Here is a 22,363-nt window from a genome sequence, read left to right as displayed (position 1 = left end):
TTAACGGTGGGCCCAGGGGCGTCCCTTCCCACACCTGGGCACGGCAAGTCAAAGGAGCCCATGCTCCCCTGCCCGCCTCGGGGACACTACCCGGTAGTGTCTCCTGGAAGAACAGCGGCCCGGGCCCGCGCCTTTGAGAGCGCGAACACCGGGCCTGGAACGGCGGCCCCGCAGGGGGCCGGCCGGCTACTTCTGGTACGGGTAGGAGTGGATCTCCGTCTCCCGGAAGAAGTACGCGATCTCGATCTTCGCGTTCTCCAGGCTGTCGGAGCCGTGCACCGTGTTCTTGTCGATGCTGGTGGCGAAGTCCTTGCGGATGGTGCCCTCGGCCGCCTGCGCGGGGTTGGTGGCGCCCATGATGTCCCGGTTGGCCAGGACCGCGTTCTCACCTTCCAGCACCATCAGGACCACCGGGCCGGAGATCATGAACTGCACCAGGTCCTTGAAGAAGGGCCGGGCCTTGTGGACCGCGTAGAAGCCCTCGGCCTGCGCCTGGGACAGGTGCTGCAGGCGGATGGCGACCGGCTTCAGCCCCTTCTCCTCGAAGCGGCTGATGATCTTCCCGATGACGCCCTTCTCCAGGCCGTCCGGCTTGATGATGGACAGCGTACGCTCGATAGCCATGTGACTGGCTCCTTGTCGTGTTTCCGTTGGGGTTTAGCGCTTCTTCGGAGCGCCCCGCTTGAGGGCCTCCTGAAGGGTGGTGCCCAGCTCGGCGGGGCTGGCGGCCATCAGGATGCCCGCGGCCTCCATGGCCTTGATCTTCTCGGTCGCCGTGCCCTTGCCGCCGGAGATGATGGCGCCAGCGTGGCCCATGCGCTTGCCCGGGGGCGCGGACTGGCCCGCGATGAACCCGGCGATGGGCTTGGTGAACTCGCGCGCCACGTACTCGGCGCCGCGCTCCTCGGCGTCACCGCCGATTTCGCCAATCATGATGACGGCGTCGGTGTCCGGGTCCGCGTTGAAGAGCTTCAGCACGTCCACGAAGTCCGTGCCGTTGACCGGGTCACCGCCGATGCCCACGGCGGTGGACTGGCCCAGGCCCAGCTGGGTGAGCTGGTGCACGGCCTCGTAGGTCAGCGTGCCGGAGCGAGACACCACGCCGATGCGGCCCGGCTTGTGGATGTGGCCCGGCATGATGCCGATCTTGCACAGCGCGCCCGGCGTGATGACGCCCGGACAGTTGGGACCGACCAGCCGGATGCCCGGCTTGCCCTGCAGGTAGCGCTTGGCGCGCACCATGTCGTTGACCGGGATGCCCTCGGTGATGACGATGATGAGGGCCACGCCCGCGTCCGCGGCCTCCATGATGGAGTCAGCGGCGAAGGGGGGCGGCACGAAGACCACGGACGTGTTCGCGCCCGTCGCCTTCACCGCCTCGGCCACCGTGTTGAACACGGGGACCTTGCCTTCGAACGTGGTGCCGCCCTTGCCCGGAGTCACACCGGCAACGAGCTTCGTGCCGTACTCGAGCATCTGCTTCGCGTGGAACGAACCCGCCGAGCCGGTGATGCCCTGGCAGAGGACCTTCGTGTTTTCGTTGACGAGGATGGCCATGGCGTTCTTTCAGGAAAGAGTGCGCGGGATTACTTCACCGCAGCGACGGCCTTCTCCGCCGCCTGACGCAGGTTGTCCGCCGGGGTGATGGCGAGGCCGGAGTTGCTCAGCAGCTCCTTGCCCTTCTCGACGTTGGTGCCTTCCAGCCGCACCACGAGCGGAACCTTAAGCTGGACCTCCTTCGCCGCGGCGATGATGCCCTCGGCGATGACGTCGCACTTCATGATGCCGCCAAAGATGTTGACCAGCACCGCCTTCACGGCCGGGTCCGCCAGGATGAGCTTGAAGGCCGCGGTGACCTTCTCCTTGTTGGCGCCGCCGCCCACGTCCAGGAAGTTGGCCGGGCTGCCGCCCACCAGCTTGATGGTGTCCATGGTGGCCATCGCCAGGCCGGCGCCGTTCACCATGCAGCCGATGTTGCCATCCAGCGCGATGTAGGCCAGGTCCCACTCCTTGGCCTGGATCTCACGGGGCTCCTCCTCGGCCAGGTCGCGGTACTCCAGCAGGTCCTTGTGCCGGTAGAGCGCGTTCTCGTCGAAGGTCACCTTCGCGTCGAGCGCCACCACGCCGCCATCCTTCAGGATGACCAACGGGTTGATCTCCACGAGCGAGGCGTCCGTGTCGATGAACATCCGGTACAGCGCCGAGCAGAACTGGGTGAACTTGTTCACCGTGGGGCCCGTCAGGCCCAGCCCGAAGGCCAGCTTGCGGCCCTGGAAGTCCTGGAAGCCCACGGCCGGGTCCACCGACTCGCGGAGGATCTTCTCCGGGTGCTTCTCCGCCACCTCTTCAATCTCCACGCCGCCCTCGCGGGAGGCCATGAAGGTGATGCGGCTGGTGGCGCGGTCCAGCGTCACGCCCAGGTACAGCTCCTGGCCAATGGCGAGACCTTCTTCGATGTAGACCTTGTGGACCGTCTGGCCTTCCGGCCCGGTCTGGATGGTCTTGAGCTTCATGCCAAGCATCTGCTTGGCCAGCTCCTTGGCTTCCGCGGGGCTCTTGGCCAGCTTCACGCCGCCGCCCTTGCCGCGGCCACCCGCGTGGATCTGGGCCTTCACGACGACCACAGAAGTGCCGAGCTCCTTCGCGGCGGCCTCCGCGTCGTTGGCGGAAACGGCGAGGATGCCCTTCGGCGTGGGCACGCCGTACTTCCGGAAGATTTCCTTGCCCTGGTACTCGTGGATCTTCATCGAGGCTCCGGTGGAGACGAGGGAGACAGCCTGAACAGAGGCGTCAGCGCCGGGCCCTCATTGCGCAGAAAAGGACGGAGTGCAAGACCGTTTGACCCCGGTACACCTGCATCGTCCGACAGGGTGCACGGCAGATAATCAGGGATGTCCGCGAAGATGAGCCTGCCTTCACCGCAGGGTTTTCCACGGACACCCCAACAGCGACGGCCCCGCCCGGCGTCTCGAATGGACGCCGGCCCGGGGCCGCTTAAAGCCAGAGGACGCCGGGAAGTCGCTGGCGAGCGCCCTACCCCGGACCGCTGCCGTGGCCCTTGGGGGCCTCGTCCTGGAAGAAGATGTCCTTGATCGTGAGCTTGGTCACCTCGCGGTTCATCACCGCGATGGAGGTGACGAGCGGAATCTCCTTCGGGCAGACCTTCACGCAGTTCTGCGCCTTGCCGCAGTCCTGGATGCCGCCGGGCCCCATGAGCGAACGCACGCGCTCCTCGGAGTTCATCTTGCCCGTGGGGTTCATGTTGAACAGGCGGGCCTGGCTGATGGCCGCCGCGCCGACGAAGTCGTTCTCCTGCGTCACCTGGGGGCACGCCTCCAGGCAGCTGCCGCAGGTGATGCACGTGGACAGCACGTACATCACCGACTGGTCCACGGGCGCCTGGCGCGGACCCGGCCCCAGGTTGTGCGTGCCGTCGATGGGTACCCAGCCCTTGATGCGCTTGAGCGCGTCGAACATGCGGTCGCGGTTCACCGTGAGGTCACGCACCACGGGGAACTTGCTCATGGGCTCCAGCGTGATCGGCTGCTCCAGCTTGTCGATCAGCGCCGAGCAGGCCATGCGCACGCGGCCGTTGATGTTCATGGCGCAGCTGCCACAGACCTCCTCCAGACATGCGGCGTCCCAGATCACCGGGGCCACGCGCTTGCCCTCCACGGTGACGGGGTTGCGCTGGATCTCCATCAGGCACGAGATGACGTTGGCGCCCTTCACATAGGGAACCTTGAACTCATCGAAGTGACCTGGCTTCGCGGGATCATCCTGCCGCCAGATGCGGAAGGTGATGGTCTTGGTGGTGACAGCGGATGCTTGTGCAGTGTCCATGTGGCTCGACCCTTCACTTCCAAATCGGTTGAGTGGTTCCCGTCTCAGGCGTACCAGCGCGGCTCGGGGTCAAGCACGGGCGTGGGGATGTCCTCGTAGTGGATCTTCGGGCCGGCCTCGCTGTACGTCGCGATGGTCGTCTTCGCCCACTTCTCGTGGCGCGCACGCCACAGGCTCATCCACTCCGGGTCCTGCGTCGGGTCCTTCGTCTTCGGTTCGGGCAGCGAGAAGTCCGGCTTGTAGTGGGCGCCGCGGCTCTCGTCGCGGAGCAGCGCGCTGGTCGCGATGACCTCACCCAGCTCGAACATGTTCCACAGCTGGTTGGTGTACGACAGCGCGCGGTTGGCCACGTTGCCCGTGTCCAGCACGTTGACGTTCTTCCAACGCTCCTTGAGCTCGCGGATCTTCTCGATCGTCTTCTTCAGACGGTCGTTGTAGCGCACGACGGTGCAGTTCTCCGTCATGGTGTCGCCCAGCTCCTTGGCGAGCCCATACGGGTTCTCCGGGCCGCTCATCTTGAGCATGGTGGCGAAGCGGTCCTGCCAGTACTGCCTGGCGGCCTGGAAGTGCTTCTCCGGCATCGCCGCGGCGCTGGTGCCCTGGCTCTTGGCGAAGGACGCCATGGCCGGACCGCCAATCATGCCGGAGTAGATGCACGACAGCAGCGAGTTCGCGCCCAGGCGGTTCGCGCCGTGGAAGGCGTAGTCCGCCTCGCCCGCGGCGTAGAGGCCAGGGATGGTGGTGGACTGGTTCTTGGGGCTGCCCTCGGCCGGCGTCAGCGTCTTCGGGTCGGCCTCGAAGTTCACGTACAGGCCGCCCATGGAGTAGTGCATGCCCGGGAAGATGACCATGGGCACCTTGCGCGGGTCGTCACCGACGAACTTCTCGTAGATCTCCATGACGCCCTTGATCTTGGCGTCCAGCACCGGCGCGGGGATGTGCGTGACGTCCAGGTACACGCCGTCCCGGCCGTTGATGCCCATGCCCAGCTCGCGGCAGACCATGAAGATCTCGCGGGTGGCCACGTCGCGCGGCACCAGGTTCTTGTACTTGGGGTACTTCTCTTCCAGGAAGTACCAGCGCTCCGCCTCGGGGATCTGCTGAGGCGCCCGCGTGTCGCCCTTCTTGCGGGGCACCCAGACCCGGCCGCCCTCTCCACGCACCGACTCGCTCATCAGGCGGAGCTTGTCCTCGCCCGGAATCGACGTCGGGTGCACCTGGATGAACTCACCGTTGGCGTAGTGCGCGCCCTCCATGTAGGCGCGGCCCGCGGCGGTGCCGGTGTTGATGATGGAGTTGGTGGAGCGTCCGAAGACGATGCCCGGGCCACCCGTGGCCAGGCAGACGGCCTCGGCCGGGAAGGTGCGGATCTCCATGGTGCGCAGGTCGACGGCCACGCTGCCGATGCAGCGCCCGTTGTCGTCCTTCACCGTGCCAAGCCACTCCCAATACTCGTACTTGGTGACCTTGCCCTCGGCCTCATAGCGGCGGACCTGCTCGTCCAGCGCGTAGAGCAGCTGCTGGCCGGTGGTGGCGCCGGCGAAGGCCGTGCGGTGGTGCAGCGTGCCGCCGAAGCGGCGGAAGTCCAGCAGACCTTCCGGCGTGCGGTTGAACGTCACGCCCATGCGATCCAACAGGTAGATGATGCCGGGCGCGGCATGACACATGCCCTTCACCGAAACCTGCTCCGCGAGGAAGTCGCCGCCGCGCAGCGTGTCCTTCACGTGGATGTCCGGGTGGTCGCCTTCGCCCTTGGTGTTCACCGCGCCGTTGATGCCGCCCTGGGCACAAACGGAGTGGGAACGCTTCACCGGGACGAGCGAGAGCACATCCACCTGGTGGCCCGCCTCCGCGAGCTTGATCGTCGTCATCAGCCCGGCGAGGCCGCCGCCCACCACCGTGAACCGCGCTGCTGGTGCCATCATCATCTCCTTGACTGCCGGACATCGGACACTGCTCGGTTGAGCCGGCCCGCCAGGTGGCGCGCCAGGGCCCGGACGTCCCGTGCGAGTTCTACAGGCTAGTTAACTTGGTGAAAACGCGCTGCAACGATGGCGTCCGGGGCAATTAGCCCGCGTCATCCACAGCATCAGGCACAGGGCCCGCCGGGTTTCCCCAGCGGGCCGCACGTGACTGTCCAGCGACTACAGCTTGACCGAGTCGACCGTCTTCTTGACCGACTGGAAGGACTTCTCCAGCTCGGCCTTCTCACCGTCGTTCAGCTCGACGGTGTGGATCTTCTCCACGCCGCCCGCGCCGATCTGCACGGGGACGCCGAAGAAGTAACCGTTGATGCCGTACTGGCCCTCCAGGAGGGCGGCGGCCGGCAGCACGCGCTTGCGGTCCTGCAGGAAGCTCTCCGCCATGGCGATGGCGGACGCCGCAGGACCGAAGTAGGCGCTGCCCGTCTTGTACAGACCGACCAGCTCCGCGCCGCCCTCACGGGTGCGCTTGATGATGGCGTCCAGCTTGTCCTTGGCGATCAGCTCCGTCAGAGGCACGCCGCCCACCGTGCTGTGACGGACGAGCGGGACCATGTCGTCGCCGTGGCCGCCCAGCACCAGGGCCTCCACGTCGCGGATGGAACAGCCGAGCGCCTCGGCGACGAAGCACTTGAAGCGGCTGGTGTCCAGCACGCCCGCCATGCCTGCGACCATGTGCTTGGGCAGACCGGCGATCTTGTGGAGCGCGAACACCATCGCGTCCAGCGGGTTGGCCACGTTGATGACGAAGGCGTTGGGGGCGTGCTGCTTGATGTTGCCCGCCACGTCCGTCATGATCTTCAGGTTGATCTCGAGCAGGTCCTCGCGGGACATGCCCGGCTTGCGGGGCATGCCGGCCGTGATGATGATCACGTCCGAGCCGGCCACGTCCTTCCAGTCCGTGGTGCCCTTCACGCGGCAGTCGTAGCCGTCGACCGCGGCCAGCTGGTTGATGTCCAGCGCCTTGCCCTTGACCAGACCCTCGGCCGCCGGGATGTCGTACAGCACCACGTCACCGAGCGACTTCTGCACGGCGAGCAGCGCCAGGTTGCCGCCGATCTGACCGCCGCCGATGAGGCCGATCTTCTTCTTGCCATTCTGAGCCATGGATTCGCCTCTTCCAGATCCCCGACCGGGGACTACATGTTCTTGATGATGGCCTGCCCGAACTCGGAGCACTTGACCTCGGAAACGCCGCTCTGCCCTTCCTGCTTCATCAGGCGGGCGAAGTCGTAGGTCACCGTCTTGCTGGCGATGGCGCGGTCCATGCCCTGGATCATCAGGTCGGCCGCCTCGTGCCAGCCCAGGTGCCGGAACATCATCTCACCGGAGAGGATGACCGAGCCCGGGTTCACCTTGTCCTGGTCGGCGTACTTGGGCGCCGTGCCGTGCGTGGCCTCGAACACCGCGTGGCCCGTGACGTAGTTGATGTTGCCGCCTGGCGCGATGCCGATGCCGCCCACCTGCGCCGCCAGCGCGTCCGACAGGTAGTCACCGTTGAGGTTCAGCGTGGCGATGACGTCGAACTCATCCGGACGGGTGAGGACCTGCTGCAGGGTGATGTCCGCGATGGAGTCCTTGATCAGGATCTTCCCGGCGGCCAGGGCGGCCTTCTGCTCCGCGTTGGCGGCCTCCTCGCCCTTGGCGGCCTTGGTGGCCTCCCACTGGTCCCAGGTGTAGACCTTGTCACCGAACTCCCGGGCGGCCAGCTCGTAGCCCCACTTGCGGAAGGCGCCCTCGGTGAACTTCATGATGTTGCCCTTGTGGACCAGCGTGACGCTCTTGCGCTTGTGGTCCACGGCGTACTGGATGGCGGCGCGGATCAGCCGGTCGCTGCCCTCGTGGGACACCGGCTTGATGCCCAGACCCACGTCGGACGGGAAGCGGATCTTCCCGAACTCCTTCGGGAACTCCTGCTTCAGCAGGCCCAGGAACTTCTCCGCGGCGGCCGTGCCGGCCTCGAACTCGATGCCCGCGTAGATGTCTTCCGTGTTCTCACGGAAGATGGTCATGTCGACCTTGTCCGGCGTCTTCACCGGGCTCGGCACGCCCTTGAAGTAGCGCACGGGGCGCAGACAGACGTACAGGTCCAGCATCTGCCGCAGGGCCACGTTCAGCGACCGGATGCCGCCGCCCACGGGCGTCGTCAGGGGGCCCTTGATGCCCACCAGATAGGTGCGGAACGCCTCGACCGTCTCATCGGGCAGCCAGTTGTTGACCGCCTTGAAGGACTTCTCGCCGGCCAGGACTTCGTACCAGGCGATCTTCTTCTTGCCCTTGTAGGCCTTCTCCACCGCGGCGTCGAACACCGCCTGGGACGCACGCCAGATGTCGCGGCCGGTGCCGTCGCCCTCGATGTAGGGGATGATCGGGTTGTCCGGGACGGACAGCTTGCCGCTCTGCAGGGAGATCTTTTCTCCGGATGACGGGGGCGCCATGGATGTGCTCCTGAGAAGGTGTGACCGTGTAAGAATCGGCGGGGGATAGTCGAGAACCCGCCCCGCGACGTCAAGGAGTTTGGCCACGGGCTCACGCGGAACGACTTATCGGAGCCAATGGCCGGGCGCGGAATAACGGCCGGCCTCCGCGCGAGCACGAAACGATGCGGCCGGCCTCCCCGGCGGCCCAACGAAAAAGGAGGGCCAGGCACTGGCGGCCCGCCCTCCTCTTCCTCTTCAAGTCGTGGATCAGCGGCGGGCATGGCGGCCCGCCCGGACTACCAGCTGGACATCCCCGGCGCGGGCAACTCCACCGTCACGGTGATGCCGGCGGCCGCGCTGCTGGCCACCTCCAAGGTGCCACCCATGGACTCCGTCAGCTCCCGGGCCCGGGCCAGCTTGCGGTGCAGCGGCCCGACCAACATGGGCGACAGGAAGACAGCCTGGAGTTCCCGCGAGGACAGCGACGCCCCCGCGACCTGGACCTGGAAGCGGGGCGGCAGGTCCCCGAAGTCGTCAGCGGAATCCACCATCACACGAACGCCCTGCCCGTTCGACGCATCCGCCGCGTGCGCCAACAACAGCAGCAGCACCTGCTGCAGCCGCCGGTGACTAACATTAGCGGGGACCGGATCCTCTGGAAGCTCCAGGGAAACATGCACTCCTCGCAAGCGGCGCGTGACTGAGAGGAGCTCCACCGCGCCGCCAACGACCTCCGCGACATCCACCCGGAGTACGTCTGGCGAGTCCACCGGCATCAGGCCCGCGGCGCGACCGTGAACAGGCGCTTGGAATTGCTCCAACGCCTGCGTTCCTCCCACAGCGCTCACGACAGCACTCATCCCTCACACCTCCCGCTCGCTGGACTGAGGGAACTCTAACGAGCGGGTCTGACGAACGCCATTTCACTGCGAGAAAGTACGCACAGCCTGCCAGACTTATGACATTACAGCCGCGCAGCATCTTGGCCGTATGAGTGTGCCGTCGCGGCGAATCGCTTCGTAAGACTTGGAAGTGGACTGCTGTCACCTACGACCCAGGGACGTCCATTCCGCCCGCCAGAAAACAGCCTGACTGCACAAATCCGATTTGACTGTTCCCCGGAAATCCGTATGATGCGGACCTATAGCGATTCGCCGCCTAACGCAGCACCGCTGGAGCAGGGAGGAACAACCGTGCTTGCAATTTCGACGACTGCATCAGGGGTTCCTCAGCACCGGAGAAGGGGGCGCCTGATTATGGAAGGGGGAAACCCGCTCTCCGACCGTCGGTCGGTCGAGTTCCGCAGCCGTGACGCGCTGTTCAACGTGATTCCGCTGCCGCCCGCCGAGGCCGCGCTGGATGATTCGGGCTACTCCCTGCACGGGACGGGCGCGGATGCCATCACCTGCTCCGTGGGCACGCTGGATGGCGCCATTGGCGTGGTGACGCGGCTGAGCCCCACCGTGGTGTGGGTGATGCCCCAGGGTGAGGTGGACACCTCCGACGCGCGCAGCCTGCCCGTCTATCTGTCCGGCTGTGGCGTGACGCTGGGCCCCATCCGGGGCGCCTTCATCCGCACGGACGCGGAGACGGCCGGGTCCCCGGTGGGGCTGCAGCTGGCGAACGTCTCCCTGGAGCAGGGCCGTCAAATCCTGGCACTGCTGGCGGACGCGCTGAAGCGTGGCGTCGCGGAGCCGGCCGCGTCTGCCCTTCCGGTGCAGGACACCATCGACGAGGCCGAGCGCATCCGCGCCATCCTCCTGGCCATCAGCACCGCGGGCAACAAGGGTGTGCTGCGCCGCATGGGCCGCACCGTCCGCCTGGTGTTGGAGCGCTACAACGCGGAGACGGAGCAACTGGAGTGGCACGCCGAGGACCCGGTGACCGACTGGGGCGAGGCGCCCTACGACATCGACGTCATCGGCCACAACAGCGCGTACCGCATGCGCCTGGAGGCGGGAACGCCGGACGGCCAGCGCTTCACGTCGCCGCTGCCCGACGTCCTCTTCCGCATCCGTCACCGCTGGCACCGCCGCTCGCCCGCGCCCGAGGGCGTGCGCGTCACCTTCCACCACCCGCTGTGGCGCGAGCAGGGGGAGCTGGAGCGCGCGGTGTTGGACCTGTCCTTCTCCGGCATGTGCATCCGCTGCCGCCCGGAGGACCTGCTGTTCCCGGGCCTGCTGCCGCCCCTGCTCGAGCTCCACACGCCGGACGGCCAGTCCATCAGCCTGCGCGGTGAAATCCGCTACGTCACCAGCGTGCGCGCCGACGGCACCGTGCTGTGTGGCCTGAGCGTGTCGCCCTACTCTTCCGACGAGGCGCGCTGGGTGCGCTTCGTCTCCCAGACGACCAATCCCAACACTTGCACCAGTGACGTGCAGGAAGAGGGGCTCTGGGATGTCTTCACGCTGTCTGGCTTCTTCAGCCTGGCGAACAAGTCCTCTCAGGAATTCGACGCGCTGAAGCAAGCCTTCAGCCACATGGCCAAGCGCGCCGCGGAAGTTCCGCAGCTCTTCTGCCAGGCCGTCTGGCCGTCCGAGCGCGGCCCCGAGGCGACGCTGTCCATCATGAAGTCGTACCGGCACACCTGGATGGGACACCAGGTGGCGAAGCGCCCGGGCAAGCCCGCCATCAAGGGGCTGGAGCCGGGCCGCATCATGCACGACCTGTACGTGCGCTGCTTCGAGCACCCGCAGAGCGACGCCGACTTCCGCTGGGCCGTGGCCTACGTGGAGGGCCTCAACCCGTGGATCGCGCGCGCGCACGTCCGCTACGGCGAGCGCCACATGGCGGCGAACCCGGAGCTGGCCTTCACGCGCAAGGTCCACATGATGGACGTCTACACGTCCGAGATGACGGGCCGGCTGCACGAGGGCATCACCATCAGCCCCGCCACGTCCGCTGAGCTGACGCTGCTGACGGACCACATCGCCCACTCGCGTCCCTCCTGCTACGTGGAGGCGCTCGACTTCACGCGCGACCGCATCGACATGCGCGCGGTGCAGGGACAGTGGAACACCTTTGGCCTGGAGCGCGAGCGCGAGGTCCTCATCGCGCGCCGCAACGGCGTGGCCCTGGCCGCCGCTGTCCTGGAGCTGGGCCAGCAGGGCACCAACCTCTACAGCCTGCTCGACATGGCACGGCTGTTCCCCCTGAGCGACGCGGGGCCTTCCACCTACGTCGCCCTGGTGGACGCGGCACGCCGTTGGTACGCCGCCCGCCACCGCCGTTCGTTCCACTATCTCTGTGAGGACGACGGTGGGCAGTACGTACAGGAAGCCGGGATTCACGCAGGTCCGGACCCGTACATGTGGATCATCTCCGCGAAGTTGATCCCCGACTATCTCGAACACATCAGTGAAGTCTCCATCGGGCGCCGAAGCGCGCCCAACTCTCGCCAGGGGTAATGAACATGAGCAAGCAACTCGTGGAGGAGCTGTACACACCGAACCTGACTGCCACCCGTGAGCGCATCAAGACGGATCCCCGGCTGAAGGTGCTGCTGGACGACAAGGCGGACCCCGCGCTCTTCGAGGCCTTCCTCATCACCTGGAACTCGCTGGGCGTCTACATGACGGAGCCGGTGGACGGGTGGATTCGCCGCGCCGGTGAGGCCACCGTGAAGGTGGGCCTGGACGACGTGGGCCAGAAGCTCATCGCCCACGCCAAGCACGAGGCCGGCCACCATCTGATGATGGTCGAGGACACCAAGCACCTGGTGGCCCGGTGGAACGAGCGCCGCAACCCCAAGCTGAACGCCGAGGAGCTCATCGCCCAGCCGCCCACGCAGGCGATGAAGGAGTACCGGGAGATTCACGAGAACACCATCACCGGTGAGATGCCCGCCGCGCAGGTGGCCATCGAGTACGAAATCGAGGGCCTGTCGACGGTGCTCGGCCCCGTGATTCTCGAGCAGGCCAAGCGCGTCTGTGGCGAGGACATCCTCCAGGGCATGTCCTTCCTCAAGGAGCACACGGAGATTGACGTGGGTCACACCGCGCTCAACGAGGTGATGCTCAACAAGCTCCTGTCGCAGGTGCCGGACAAGGCGCCCATCATCGCCAAGACGGGTGCCAGCGCGCTCGACATCTACCTGCGCTTCATGGGCGACTGCGTGGAGCGCGCCGGGAAGCTGGTCCAGTCCGCCGCCGCGGCCTGAGCCTCCCCGCAGCCCCACTTCGCGGTCGTAGGGCGCCCCGGCCCGGGCGCCTGTTGTTTTTCCGTTCCCCGCCTTTCAGCCCGCCCGCCGGACCTCCGCGCCATTCGGACGCGAGTGAGGGCGGACGCGGCCCTTGAGCGAGCCCAGGAGGTGGCCCCGCTTGCCACCCCCTGCGATGCCGAACACGTAGCGGTCCGGCCGGAGCACCACGAGGTCGGCCGCGTACTGCACGAACCAGGCGCCCAGCCGGCCGTCCAGGTCCACCAGCGTGTCCGGCCCGCCATTTCCCGCGCGGTCCGCCGCGGCCAGCTGCCACCAGCGTGCTCCGAGCTCGTCCGCCAGGGCCCGTGCCTCGCGCTGGGCCTCCTGGGAGGCGCCTGGACGCGTCAGCACCACGAAGCCCTCACCCAGGCAGTCATCCAGCAGCGCCGTCTCTCCGTCGGGCCGCTCCACGCGCGGCTGCGGGAAGTAGGAGCCTTCCGGCACGTCCCCCTTCGCGCGTTGGGCGCCGTGCATGAAGCCCCGGCGCAGCGGCATCTGCGGCTTCACCTTGTAGTCGCGGATGAAGTCGCCCGTCACCGGCAGCCGGTACATCACCTGGATGAGCGCGTTGCGGACGCGAGCCATCACCCGCCCGCCCGACATCATCACCCGGCCCATGGCGTCCGAGCCGCGAATCACCTCCGACACGTGGCCACGCCGCTCCTCCTCGTAGGTGTCGAGCAGCGACGCATCCGCCGCGCCCGCGAGCACCAGCCCCAGCTTCCAGGTCAGGTTCGCCGCGTCCCGGAGCCCCGCGCAGAGCCCCTGCCCCAGGAAGGGCGGCATCAGGTGCGCCGCGTCGCCCAGGAGGAACACGCGGCCCACCCGCCACTGCTCGGACATGCGGCTGTGGTACGAGAAGATCTTGACGGAGTCGAGCTCCACCGATTCCGGGTCCAGGTAGTAGCCGATCAGCCGCCGCACGTTCTCGGGCGAGCGCGCCGCCTTCAGGTCCGCATCTGGCTCCAGGATGATGTCGAAGCGAATCTCGTTCGGCGCGGTGCGCGCGATGAATCCCCGGCGCACGGGGCCGCACAGGTAGCTGGTGAAGTCGGGCTCGGGTGAGGACGTCTTCACGGTGATGGCCAGCGAGTGCTCCAGCGCCGTCGTCCCCACGAGCTTCAGGCCCAGCCGCCGGCGGATGGAGCTGTGCGAGCCGTCGCACGCGAGCAGGAAGCGCGCGCGCACGTTGACCGCACGCTCCCCCGCGACCTCCTTCACGCGGGCGGTGACGCCGTCTTCGTCCTGGACGAAGGACTCCACCTCGTGGCCCAGCCACAGGTCCACGTGCGGGAAGCGCTTCAGGCCCTGCCGAAGCACCGCCTCCATGCGCGGCTGCTGGAAGAAGGCCGCGGGCACGTAGCCGAACGGCCGGTCCAACCGGGTGAAGTCCACCTCCGCCAGCGAGCGCAGCGAGTCATTCAGGTACTGCAGCCGCTTGCACGGATAGAAGCCCGCGCCCAGGTCGCCCACCAGCCCCGCGGACTGGAAGATGCGCTGGCCCTCGTCATCCACGCTGATGGCGCGGGACTGGCCATGAGGCGTGACCTCACGCTCCACCACCAGCGTCCGAATCCCCTGCTGCCCCAGGAGGTTCGCCGCCATCGCTCCCACCGGACCACTGCCCACGATGATGACATCAACGGACTCCGGAGCCATCTCTCCCTCCCGTTGCGAGTACGCGTGCTGAGCTGCCTTTGAGTCATTTCGATATCAAAATCAGCCACGACCTGGAATGTCCTGTTTTCACTCGGAAGCCGGCGTCATTCCCTACCCTCCCCCTGCGTTGTCTCTTCAACTCTTCAACGTCGGGTGTGGAAATCCTTGCATGTTTGAGTTTTGACCTTGGGAGTGAAAGGTTGCAGCCGTATCAGCAATCACGCCGGGGGCACGGCGCGGACGACGCAAGAATGTCCACGTGTCCCAGGTCCGCGCAGGAAATGCAGGCCCCTCCTCGGAGGGCAGGCGGCCGCGCGGGAACACGACATCCCAGAGTGGCTTTTGAAAGATGGCGACCACGTCCGCGGGTTGAGACGGCGACCCTTGTCGGGAAATCGCCACTGACCGCCAGCTTCAACGCGTGGCGTCGTGATTTTCGCGACTTGAAGAGGTCGGATGTGCCCGAACACTGCGGCGCGAAGGAGCACGCACATGGAATGGCTTGAGTTCTCCCGTTGGTCCCCGGAGGTCGAAAAGCAGCTGGCGATGCAGGCGGCCCGACTGGGCACCTTCGAGCACCGGGGCCCGCAGGCCTCCCGTCGGTCCGCGGCTGCCACCACCGTGTCGGCCACCTGCCGGCTGAGCACCGTCCTGCGGCAGTTCCCGCGGACCAATCCCTGGGGCCACCCGATCTCGGAGTGCTGAGACAGGGCGCCCGCCCCACCCCCGTGGGTCAGCGGAGGGCGTGCCGTCTCAGGACGGTGCGCTCGACCTTCCCCATGGCGTTGCGAGGCAGCGCGTCCACCCACACGAAACGCGCGGGCGTCTTGAAGCCCGCCAGGGACTGACGGCACCACGCCGCCAGTGCCTCTTCCCCGGGGTGCGGCTGCCCCGGGCGCGGCGCGACGAAGGCCACGGGCAGTTCGCCCCAGCGGTCGTCCGGGAAGCCCACCACGGCGGCTTCCTGCACGGCGGGGTGGTTGACGAGTACCGCTTCCACCTCCGCGGGGTAGATGTTCTCCCCACCTCGGACGATGAGGTCCGTGCGGCGTGACAGCACGGTGAGCCGCCCCTCTCCATCCAGCACACCGACGTCCTTCGTGCGCAGCCAGCCGTCGCGAACCGCCTCCTGGGTGGCCTCCGGACGCTGCCAGTACCCGGCCATCACCGTGGGCGCGCGCACCTCGATGTCGCCCTCCGCCCCCGCGCCGAGGACTTCCCCCTACGCCGACGATGCGCACCTCGACTCCCGGCAACGGGACGCCAGCGGTGCGGCCGTCCGCATTGTCCGGGCGCTCAGTCGTGACTTGTGAGCAGGCCTCCGTCAGGCCGTACGTCTGAAGGGCTCGCAGGCCCGCGGCCCTCGCTCGTGCGAGGAGGGGCACGGGCACCGGACCTCCGCCTATCAGCGCCCATGCGAAGGAGTCCGGCATGCGCCGGTCACCTCGAGCGTCCAGCATTCGCTCCAGCGTCGTAGCCACGAGGCTTGCGTGGGACACGCCCTCCCCATCGATGGCCCGGTTGGCCGCATCGGCGTCGAAGCGTTCGTGCAGGACGAGGCAGCCTCCCTCGTAGGCAGTGCGAGTGAGCATGGCGATGCCCCCCACGTGGAAGAGCGGCAATGTGCCCAGCCAACGCGAGGCTGGATGCGCCCCCAGGTTGGCCGCCGACGCTCGTGAAGACGCCCGGAAGTTGCCTTCGGTGAGGACCGCGCCCTTGGGCCGGCCCGTTGTCCCGCTGGTGAAGAGCACGACCCGGGGCGATGACGCCTCCAGGGGCTGGCATGTGGAAGACCCCGTGGAGCCGGCCTCCGCGAAGGACTCGAGTGGCCGGGCTCCAGGGAGCCGCTCCACCAGTGCTCCCAGCGCCAGGCTCAAACGGGGCTGGATGTCCTCCACCATGGGCGCCAGCTCCGCGGACGTGAGCCGGGCATTGAGCGGCGCCAACACCGCGCCCAGCCGGCCCAGCGCCCAGAAGAGGCACACGGAGGCGACGTGGTTCGTCGCGAGCGACGCCACCCTGTCCGAAGCGCCGACGCCCTCCGCCTCGAGTGCGGCAACCCATCGGGAGACTTCCGCATCCAGCGCTTCGTAGGACCAGGAGCGGCCCGCGAACGTCAGGGCCTCCGCCTGGGGCTGATGACGAGCGCCTACTCGAATGGGACACAGCAGGACCGACATTCCGTCACCTTGAGGCTTCATTAACGGAGGCCAATCCGTGGGCTCCCATGCGTCGAGCCGTCACACCAGTGACTGGGAGCTCAGTCCGAGCCCCGGGGTGCTCGACAGGCGAATGATGCCTCGCTGCGGATGGTACGGATGACCTTCCGGCTCCTTCGCCAGCAAGCGCCCCACCGCGAGCCCGGAGGCCAGCGCTCCGGATGGCAGTGCCGCCGCGAGGTGTGCCGCGCCAGCCCGCGCCACCACGCCATCAATGGAGCTGGTGACATAGGCCTGCATTCCGAGCCGAGCCGCGCGCATCGCGACCACGAGGCACGGCAACAGTCCGCCCAGCACCATGGGCTTCAGCACCACCGCGCCCACCGCCGGGCCACCGCCCAGCAACGGGTCCACCGTCAGCAGCGCCCGGAGCGCATCGGGAGAAGCCAGGGACTCGTCCGCCGCCACCGTGCAGGGGCGCGGCGCTGAACGCGCCAGAGCGCCGCGAGGTCCTCCGGCGGCGTGGGCTGCTCCACCAACTCCAGGCCGTACCAGCCCAGCCGGTCCAGGGCGCGCTTCGCGTCGGGCTCAGCCCAGCCGCCGTTCGCATCCAGCCGGAGCTTCACGTCCGGCCCTACCGCGTCGCGCACGGCCTTCACTCGCGCCTCGTCGGCGTCCAGCGGCCGGCCGGCGACTTTCAGCTTCAACGTGCCGAAGCCCTCGGCCACGGCCTGCCGGGCCTCTTCCGCCAGGGCCTCGGGGGTATCGGCGCCCAGCAGCGCGTTCACCGCCACTTCCGTCCGCGCCTCCTCCGCCAGCAGCCAGCACAGCGGCACACCCTGGCGTTGCGCGAGCAGGTCCAGCAGCGCCAGCTCCAGCGCGTGTTCCGCGGCCGGCATGGCGCCCGCTGGCGTCACCTGACGTGCACGGATACGCACGCCGTCGCCTCGCGCCACGGCAGGGGGGAACGGCGACAACGTGTCCTCAATGGCCCGGACCGAGTCGCCCAGGAACTGGCCTTTCAGCTCGGACAGCCAGGCGTTCAGCGTCACGCCACAGTCTTCGAGCGACTCGGTGCCGAACGCGGGCAGCGGCATCGCCTCGCCCAGACCTTCGCGCCCCTCCTCGTCGACGACGCGGACGAGGAAGCCTTCTCGCACCGCGTGCACCCCGTGAGACGTCTTCAGGGGCTGGCGCAGCTCCAACCGGAGGGGAATGAGCGAAACCTGGGCAATCCGCATGGCCTCACATCATCGCAGGTAGAGGCCCAACGCGAACAGCACTCCAAACACGAGCTGCAGTCTGGCCGTGGACCCCAGCGCCGGATTCAGCGCGGCCCCCTCCTGCTTCAACACCTGCCGCAACGGGGGAACCGCCAGGGGCAGGCTCAGCAGGGACAGGAACACCCAGGGGCTGGCCAGCTTCAGCGCGTACATCGCGAAGGGCGTGGCGTACGACATCACCAGCAGGAGGAGGTACTCCGCCTTCCCCACGCCCGTGCCGAAGCGGACCGCCAGGGTGCGCTTGCCAGCCTTCACGTCCGTCGTCACGTCGCGCAGGTTGTTGACGACGATGAGCATGGTGCCGCTTGCGCCCACGGGCACCGCCGCCCACCACGCCGCGGGGTCCACCGTCCCCGCCTGCACGTAGTAGGTCCCCGTCACCGCCACCAGGCCGAAGAAGATGAAGACGAACACGTCTCCCAGGCCATTGTAGCCCAGGGGAAAGGGGCCGCCCGTGTATGCGTAGCCGCACAGCAGCGACGCCAGGCCGATGGCGATGATGGGCCAGCCGCCCACCACCACCAGGTACAGGCCCACGGCCGTAGCCAGCGCGAAGCACACGCCCGCGCCCGCCAGCACGGTGCCCGGCGCGATGAGGCCACTCTGCGTCACGCGCTGAGGGCCCAGCCGTTCGTGCGTGTCGGCGCCCTTCTTGAAGTCGTAGTAGTCGTTGATGAAGTTGGTGCCAATCTGGATGAGCACCGCGCCCAGCAGCGCCGCCAACGCGGGCAGCAGGCGCCCCACGCCCGAGCCGAACGCGAGCCCCGTGCCCACCAACACCGGCACCAACGCCGCCGTCAGCGTCTTGGGACGCGCCGCCATCACCCAGTGCTTCACCCCGGGACGGGGCTTCACCGACAGCGGGCCCGGCGCCGGAATCGACGTGCTCACGACGTCACCCTTCCCTCGCGCGCGGTCATGGGGCTGTCGAACTGCGGGGCCTCGTACCAGGGCGTCTGGAGGAACCCGAGGACTTCACGGGCATAGGCCTCCGGCGCCTCCAGGTGCGGCGCGTGGCCACAGCCTTCAAAGGCGTGGCGCCAGACCACCGGCAGCTCCGTGGCCATGCGGCGGGCAATCTGGGTGAACTTCGAATCCAAAGCGCCCGTCAGCAGCAGCGTGGGCAGCCGCTGGGCATGCAGCTCCGGCCAGAAATCCGGCTGGACGCCCAGCCCCAGACACTCCAGCGCGCCCGCGAGCCCTCCGCCGTGCAGGCGCGGCGCTGTGAGCGCAGCGCGTCCTTGCGCTCCTGCGGGAGCTGGCGCAGGCCGTCGAACAGCGGCAATTGCTCCCAGCGGTCCACGAAGGCGTCCACGCCTCGCGAACGGATGAAGGCCGCCAGCTGTCCGTCCGCCTCACGCCGGGCCGCGCGCTCCTGACGCCGATGCAGCCCTGGCGAGCCGCTCTCCATGATGAGCCGGCCGAAGCGGTCCGGCGCGCGCACGGCCGCCGCCAGCGCCACGCGGGCCCCCTGCGAATAGCCCAGCAGGTCCACGGGTCCCTGCCCCAGCGAGTCCACCAGCGCGACGAGCGCGTCCACCGTTTCCACGAAGGCCTCACGCCCCCGCTGGTCCGGCAGCGGCGTGGCCCCATGACCGGGGAGGTCCACCGCCACCGCGCGCACATCGCGGCCCAGGAGCGGACGCAGCCCGTCGAAGGCCCTGCGGCTGCCGGTGAAGCCGTGCAGCAACACGAGCGGACGGGAGCCCTCACCCCACGTCTCGTAAGCCAGCTTCACGCCCATGGTCCTTCTCCCAGTGAGGCCGCCATTCGAGCGAACAGCCGCCGGTGCTCATCCACATTCGCGTTGCGGTCCACACGCACTTCCACCAGGTGGAGCCCGCCCTCCAGGCCCTCGCGCACGGCCGACCTGAGCGCAACGGGCGTCTCCGGCCGGTGGAGCCGGGCGCCGCCCAGCGCCGCCGCGTGGGACAGGTCCACACCGTGCGGCGTACCGAAGAGCGTCTCGAACGTGTCCCGCGGCGCGACCTGGGCGATGGGGAGGAACGAGAAGATGCCGCCCCCATCGTTGTTCACCGCCACCACCGTGAGCGGCACTCGCGTGCGCGACGCGGTGACGAAGGCTCCCACGTCATGCAGCAACGCCAGGTCCCCCGTGAGCAGCACCGCGGGCCGGCCCGCCGCGGCCGCCATGCCGAGCGCGCTGGAGACAATGCCGTCGATTCCGTTGGCCCCTCGATTGGCCAGCACCCGCAGCGGCACCGTGCCCGCCGGAGCGAAGGCGTCCAGGTCGCGGATGGGCATGCTGCTGGATACGAAGAGCGGCGCGCCCGCGGGAAGCGCCGCCACCACCTCGCGAGCGATACGCGGCTCGGAGAGCACGTCGGGCTGCTCCGCGAACGCGGCCTCCAGCGCCGTGCGCACCCGTTGCTCCGCGGCCAGGAAGCCTCGTGCCCACGGCCCCGCGCCGCGCGCGAGTCCTCGCGTCAGGGCCTCACAGGCCGCCACCGCCGAGCCCTCCACCACCGTGGACGCGCGGTGCGCCGGGTCGAACAACCCGCCGCCATCACTGAAGAGGACGATGTCCGCGCCCGAGCCGTCCAGCCACTGCTGAGGCACCTTCGGCGTGAGCCCGCCCCCGAAGCGCAACACGAGCTCCGGACGGTGCGCCTTCGCGAACGGCGCGTGCCGCAACATCGCGTCGTAATAGGACAGCGTGAGCGGGCCGCCGCCATAGCGGGCCTGCGAGGTGGACTCGGCCACCACGGGATAGCCCGTGGCTTGCGACAGCGCGCTGATGGCCGCCGCGAATCCATCCATCTCATCGCGCGGACCACACACGATGACGCCGCGAGTGGTCTCGGCAATCCGGCGGCGCACCTCGTCCAAGGTGGCCGCGTCTGGTACCGGCTCGGGCGGGACGATGCGCGTCAGCGGCGCGCCGGCGCGGCCCGACTTCGCGAGCGCGCTCAAGGCGGCCTCGGGGAAGGGTTCTGCGATGGGGGCCAGCGGCTCGCGGAACGGGACGTTGAGCTGCACGGCGCCCCGCGGCGCGCGCCACGCGCTGACGACCGCGCGGGCAACGGTGGCACGCATGTGAATCAACGCCGCGTCATGCGCCTCGGGCTGACCGAGGTCCGCGTAGAAGCGCGCGTGCTCTCCGAAGAAGCGCGCCTGTGGCACGGTCTGCGGCGCGCCCCAGCCCTGAAGCTCCAGGGGCCGGTCCGCCGTCAGCACCACCAGGGGCACGTGAGACAGCGCGGCCTCGATGACCGCCGGGTAGAAGTGCGCGCCCGCGGTGCCGCTGGTCGCCACCACCACGGCCGGCGCGCGCGACTGCTTCGCGAGCCCCAGGGCGAAGAAGCCCGCGCTGCGCTCGTCGATGACGGACCACGTGCGCAGCCCCTCCGTCCCGGCACAGGCCAGGGCCAGGGGCGATGACCGGGACCCCGGACACACCACCGCGTGACGAACCCCACCGCGCACGAGCTCTTCCAGCAACGCGCGCGCCCACAGCACGTTGAGGTTAGCGTCGGACGACATCCCCGCCTCCCAAGGCCCGCAACATGGCCAGGCTCTTCATCTCCGTCTCCCGCCACTCCGAGTCCGCGTTGGAGCCAGCCACCAGCCCCACGCCGACGAACAGCCGGGCCTTCGCGCCCTTCACGCGCGCCGAGCGCAGCGCCACCATCAGGTGCGCCCGCCCAGGCCCCACCCAGCCCACCGGCCCCGCGTACCACCCACGGTCCAGGCCTTCGTGCTCCACCAGGAACGACAGTGCGCGCTCACGGGGCGTACCGCCCACGGCCGGCGTGGGATGCAGCGCCTCCACCACCTGCGCCGGCGTCACCCCCGGCCGCAGCTCGGCGCGAAACCCCGTCCGCAGGTGCACGACGTTCTTCAAGGCCAGCAGCGCGGGCTCCGCGTCCGACGACACCTGCTCCGCCAGCGGCGTCAACGCGGTGACGAGGTAGCGCACCACGGACGCGTGCTCGCGCACGTTCTTGTCATGGCCCCGCAGTCCGTCCGCCTGGCCGGGCGCGGCCGTGCCCGCCAGGGCCTCCGTCTCCAGCACCTGACCGTCCACCCGGCACAGCGTCTCCGGCGTCGCGCCCAGGAAGCACGTGTCGTCCGGCGCGCGGAACAGGAAGGTGGCGCAGCGGGGATTCTGCTCACGCAGCCGCGCCAGCACGTCCACCACGTCAAAGGGCACGGGTCCTTCCGCATCCAGCGGGCGCGCCAGCACCACCTTCTGGAGGTGCCCGGACGCAATCGCGTCCAGCGCGCGCTGCACCCGCACCTCGAAGTCCGGCCGCGACGCGCGCAACTCCAATTCCACGGGCTCGCCGCGCGCATGCCGGTACGACTCCGGGAAGCAGGCACGGACGCGCTCCAGCCGCGAGCGCACCAGTCCTCACCCCCGCGGCCTTCCTGCGCGAACGCCACCACGCACGCGCCGCGCGCCGTGCGGAACACCAGCACTTCGGGCAGCGTCCAGCGCGTCACACCGTGCGACGCCCACGCCGTGTCCACCGTGCCCGAGTCACCGAAACGGATGCCGCCAAACCAGGGGCCCGGCATCGACTCCGGGGCTTCGCCCAGCCAGCGCACCTGCGTGCGGCCCAGCGAGGCCAGCACGTCAGGAATGTCGGAGGCGTCCTGCGCCACCACCACCGCCGCCTCACCCCACCCCGCCGCTGCGTCCTGCGCCAGCGGACGCTCCCAGTAGACGGTCGGAACGCCCAATACGTCCGCACCCGCGAGCGGATCCACCACCGCAAGGGGCGTCATTCCGGCCACCCAGCGCTGGCTCTCAACGGGAGTGTGCGTCTTCATCAGCGTTCCTCATCGGCAA

General features: G+C 68.6%; 14 protein-coding genes and 4 pseudogenes. 3 read left to right on the top strand and 15 right to left on the bottom strand.

Annotation, left to right across the window (positions count from 1 at the left end):
• Window positions 1-186: 186 nt before the first annotated feature.
• From ndk to QEG98_RS18665, 8 genes are all read right to left on the bottom strand, one after another.
• Window positions 187-624, bottom strand: coding sequence for a nucleoside-diphosphate kinase (gene ndk, locus QEG98_RS18700; RefSeq protein WP_011553572.1), 438 nt, complete (start codon window positions 622-624; stop codon window positions 187-189).
• Between the two features lie 33 nt (window positions 625-657).
• Entirely contained in the window at window positions 658-1,557 is a 900-nt protein-coding gene (gene sucD / locus QEG98_RS18695; RefSeq protein WP_141593867.1) for a succinate--CoA ligase subunit alpha, read from the bottom strand.
• A 29-nt stretch (window positions 1,558-1,586) separates the two neighbouring features.
• Window positions 1,587-2,747 carry an ADP-forming succinate--CoA ligase subunit beta gene (gene sucC, locus QEG98_RS18690; RefSeq protein ID WP_140862712.1) on the bottom strand — a complete coding sequence of 387 codons (1,161 nt, stop codon included), beginning with the start codon at window positions 2,745-2,747 and terminating at the stop codon, window positions 1,587-1,589.
• Window positions 2,748-3,033: 286 nt separating this feature from the next.
• On the bottom strand, window positions 3,034-3,843 hold the full coding sequence (gene sdhB, locus QEG98_RS18685; protein WP_090491458.1) for a succinate dehydrogenase iron-sulfur subunit: 810 nt from the start codon (window positions 3,841-3,843) through the stop codon (window positions 3,034-3,036).
• Window positions 3,844-3,887: 44 nt separating this feature from the next.
• The gene (gene sdhA, locus QEG98_RS18680) at window positions 3,888-5,765 is read right to left on the bottom strand and encodes a succinate dehydrogenase flavoprotein subunit (protein ID WP_316567918.1); all 1,878 of its coding nucleotides are present in this window, start codon (window positions 5,763-5,765) and stop codon (window positions 3,888-3,890) included.
• 222 nt (window positions 5,766-5,987) lie between these two features.
• On the bottom strand, window positions 5,988-6,932 hold the full coding sequence (gene mdh / locus QEG98_RS18675) for a malate dehydrogenase (protein WP_011553567.1): 945 nt from the start codon (window positions 6,930-6,932) through the stop codon (window positions 5,988-5,990).
• A gap of 32 nt (window positions 6,933-6,964) precedes the next feature.
• Window positions 6,965-8,263: an NADP-dependent isocitrate dehydrogenase gene (gene icd / locus QEG98_RS18670; RefSeq protein WP_171439659.1), complete on the bottom strand. Its 1,299-nt coding sequence runs from the start codon at window positions 8,261-8,263 to the stop codon at window positions 6,965-6,967.
• Window positions 8,264-8,541: 278 nt separating this feature from the next.
• A complete protein-coding gene (locus QEG98_RS18665; protein WP_316567585.1) occupies window positions 8,542-9,093 on the bottom strand; it encodes an ATP-binding protein in 552 nt (183 codons plus the stop codon).
• 282 nt (window positions 9,094-9,375) lie between these two features.
• Between QEG98_RS18665 and QEG98_RS18660 the strand changes: the two genes are divergently transcribed.
• Together QEG98_RS18660 and QEG98_RS18655 are read left to right on the top strand one after the other, a co-directional pair.
• Window positions 9,376-11,652, top strand: coding sequence for a hypothetical protein (locus tag QEG98_RS18660; RefSeq protein WP_316567584.1), 2,277 nt, complete (start codon window positions 9,376-9,378; stop codon window positions 11,650-11,652).
• A gap of 5 nt (window positions 11,653-11,657) precedes the next feature.
• Window positions 11,658-12,404 carry a hypothetical protein gene (locus QEG98_RS18655; RefSeq protein ID WP_244171933.1) on the top strand — a complete coding sequence of 249 codons (747 nt, stop codon included), beginning with the start codon at window positions 11,658-11,660 and terminating at the stop codon, window positions 12,402-12,404.
• A gap of 75 nt (window positions 12,405-12,479) precedes the next feature.
• Here QEG98_RS18655 and QEG98_RS18650 read toward each other — a convergent pair whose 3' ends face one another.
• Entirely contained in the window at window positions 12,480-14,105 is a 1,626-nt protein-coding gene (locus QEG98_RS18650) for a bifunctional 3-(3-hydroxy-phenyl)propionate/3-hydroxycinnamic acid hydroxylase (protein WP_316567583.1), read from the bottom strand.
• Window positions 14,106-14,597: 492 nt separating this feature from the next.
• On the opposite strand from QEG98_RS18650, the gene QEG98_RS18645 reads away from it, so the two are divergent.
• Window positions 14,598-14,810 (top strand): hypothetical protein, encoded by a 213-nt coding sequence (locus QEG98_RS18645; RefSeq protein WP_090491451.1) that lies wholly within the window; start codon window positions 14,598-14,600, stop codon window positions 14,808-14,810.
• Window positions 14,811-14,838: 28 nt separating this feature from the next.
• Here QEG98_RS18645 and menE read toward each other — a convergent pair.
• From menE to QEG98_RS18615, 6 genes and pseudogenes are all read right to left on the bottom strand, one after another.
• Window positions 14,839-16,285, bottom strand: a pseudogene (gene menE, locus QEG98_RS18640) (o-succinylbenzoate--CoA ligase).
• Window positions 16,286-16,345: 60 nt separating this feature from the next.
• Window positions 16,346-17,505 (bottom strand): annotated as a pseudogene (gene menC, locus QEG98_RS18635) (o-succinylbenzoate synthase).
• 9 nt (window positions 17,506-17,514) lie between these two features.
• A complete protein-coding gene (locus QEG98_RS18630) occupies window positions 17,515-18,438 on the bottom strand; it encodes a 1,4-dihydroxy-2-naphthoate polyprenyltransferase (RefSeq protein WP_316567582.1) in 924 nt (307 codons plus the stop codon).
• Window positions 18,435-19,291, bottom strand: a pseudogene (gene menH / locus QEG98_RS18625) (2-succinyl-6-hydroxy-2,4-cyclohexadiene-1-carboxylate synthase). The gene QEG98_RS18630 and the pseudogene menH overlap by 4 nt, the downstream one beginning before the upstream one ends.
• Window positions 19,282-21,051: a 2-succinyl-5-enolpyruvyl-6-hydroxy-3-cyclohexene-1-carboxylic-acid synthase gene (gene menD / locus QEG98_RS18620; RefSeq protein WP_316567581.1), complete on the bottom strand. Its 1,770-nt coding sequence runs from the start codon at window positions 21,049-21,051 to the stop codon at window positions 19,282-19,284. The pseudogene menH and the gene menD overlap by 10 nt, the downstream one beginning before the upstream one ends.
• Window positions 21,035-22,344 (bottom strand): annotated as a pseudogene (locus tag QEG98_RS18615) (isochorismate synthase MenF). The gene menD and the pseudogene QEG98_RS18615 overlap by 17 nt, the downstream one beginning before the upstream one ends.
• Window positions 22,345-22,363: the final 19 nt, after the last annotated feature.

The organism is Myxococcus sp. MxC21-1 (assembly GCF_032612255.1).
Classification (GTDB): Bacteria; Myxococcota; Myxococcia; order Myxococcales; family Myxococcaceae; genus Myxococcus; species Myxococcus virescens.
This window is presented reverse-complemented; position numbering and strand designations above follow the sequence as displayed.

Bases quoted from the DNA above. Each gene is read 5' to 3' on its own strand.
- ndk (WP_011553572.1), bottom strand. From the start codon at position 624: ATGGCTATCGAGCGTACGCTGTCCATCATCAAGCCGGACGGCCTGGAG.
- sdhA (WP_316567918.1), bottom strand. From the start codon at position 5,765: ATGGCACCAGCAGCGCGGTTCACGGTGGTGGGCGGCGGCCTCGCCGGG.
- QEG98_RS18650 (WP_316567583.1), bottom strand. From the start codon at position 14,105: ATGGCTCCGGAGTCCGTTGATGTCATCATCGTGGGCAGTGGTCCGGTG.
- QEG98_RS18655 (WP_244171933.1), top strand. From the start codon at position 11,658: ATGAGCAAGCAACTCGTGGAGGAGCTGTACACACCGAACCTGACTGCC.
- sucC (WP_140862712.1), bottom strand. From the start codon at position 2,747: ATGAAGATCCACGAGTACCAGGGCAAGGAAATCTTCCGGAAGTACGGC.
- QEG98_RS18645 (WP_090491451.1), top strand. From the start codon at position 14,598: ATGGAATGGCTTGAGTTCTCCCGTTGGTCCCCGGAGGTCGAAAAGCAG.
- QEG98_RS18660 (WP_316567584.1), top strand. From the start codon at position 9,376: ATGATGCGGACCTATAGCGATTCGCCGCCTAACGCAGCACCGCTGGAG.
- icd (WP_171439659.1), bottom strand. From the start codon at position 8,263: ATGGCGCCCCCGTCATCCGGAGAAAAGATCTCCCTGCAGAGCGGCAAG.
- menD (WP_316567581.1), bottom strand. From the start codon at position 21,051: ATGTCGTCCGACGCTAACCTCAACGTGCTGTGGGCGCGCGCGTTGCTG.
- mdh (WP_011553567.1), bottom strand. From the start codon at position 6,932: ATGGCTCAGAATGGCAAGAAGAAGATCGGCCTCATCGGCGGCGGTCAG.
- sucD (WP_141593867.1), bottom strand. From the start codon at position 1,557: ATGGCCATCCTCGTCAACGAAAACACGAAGGTCCTCTGCCAGGGCATC.
- sdhB (WP_090491458.1), bottom strand. From the start codon at position 3,843: ATGGACACTGCACAAGCATCCGCTGTCACCACCAAGACCATCACCTTC.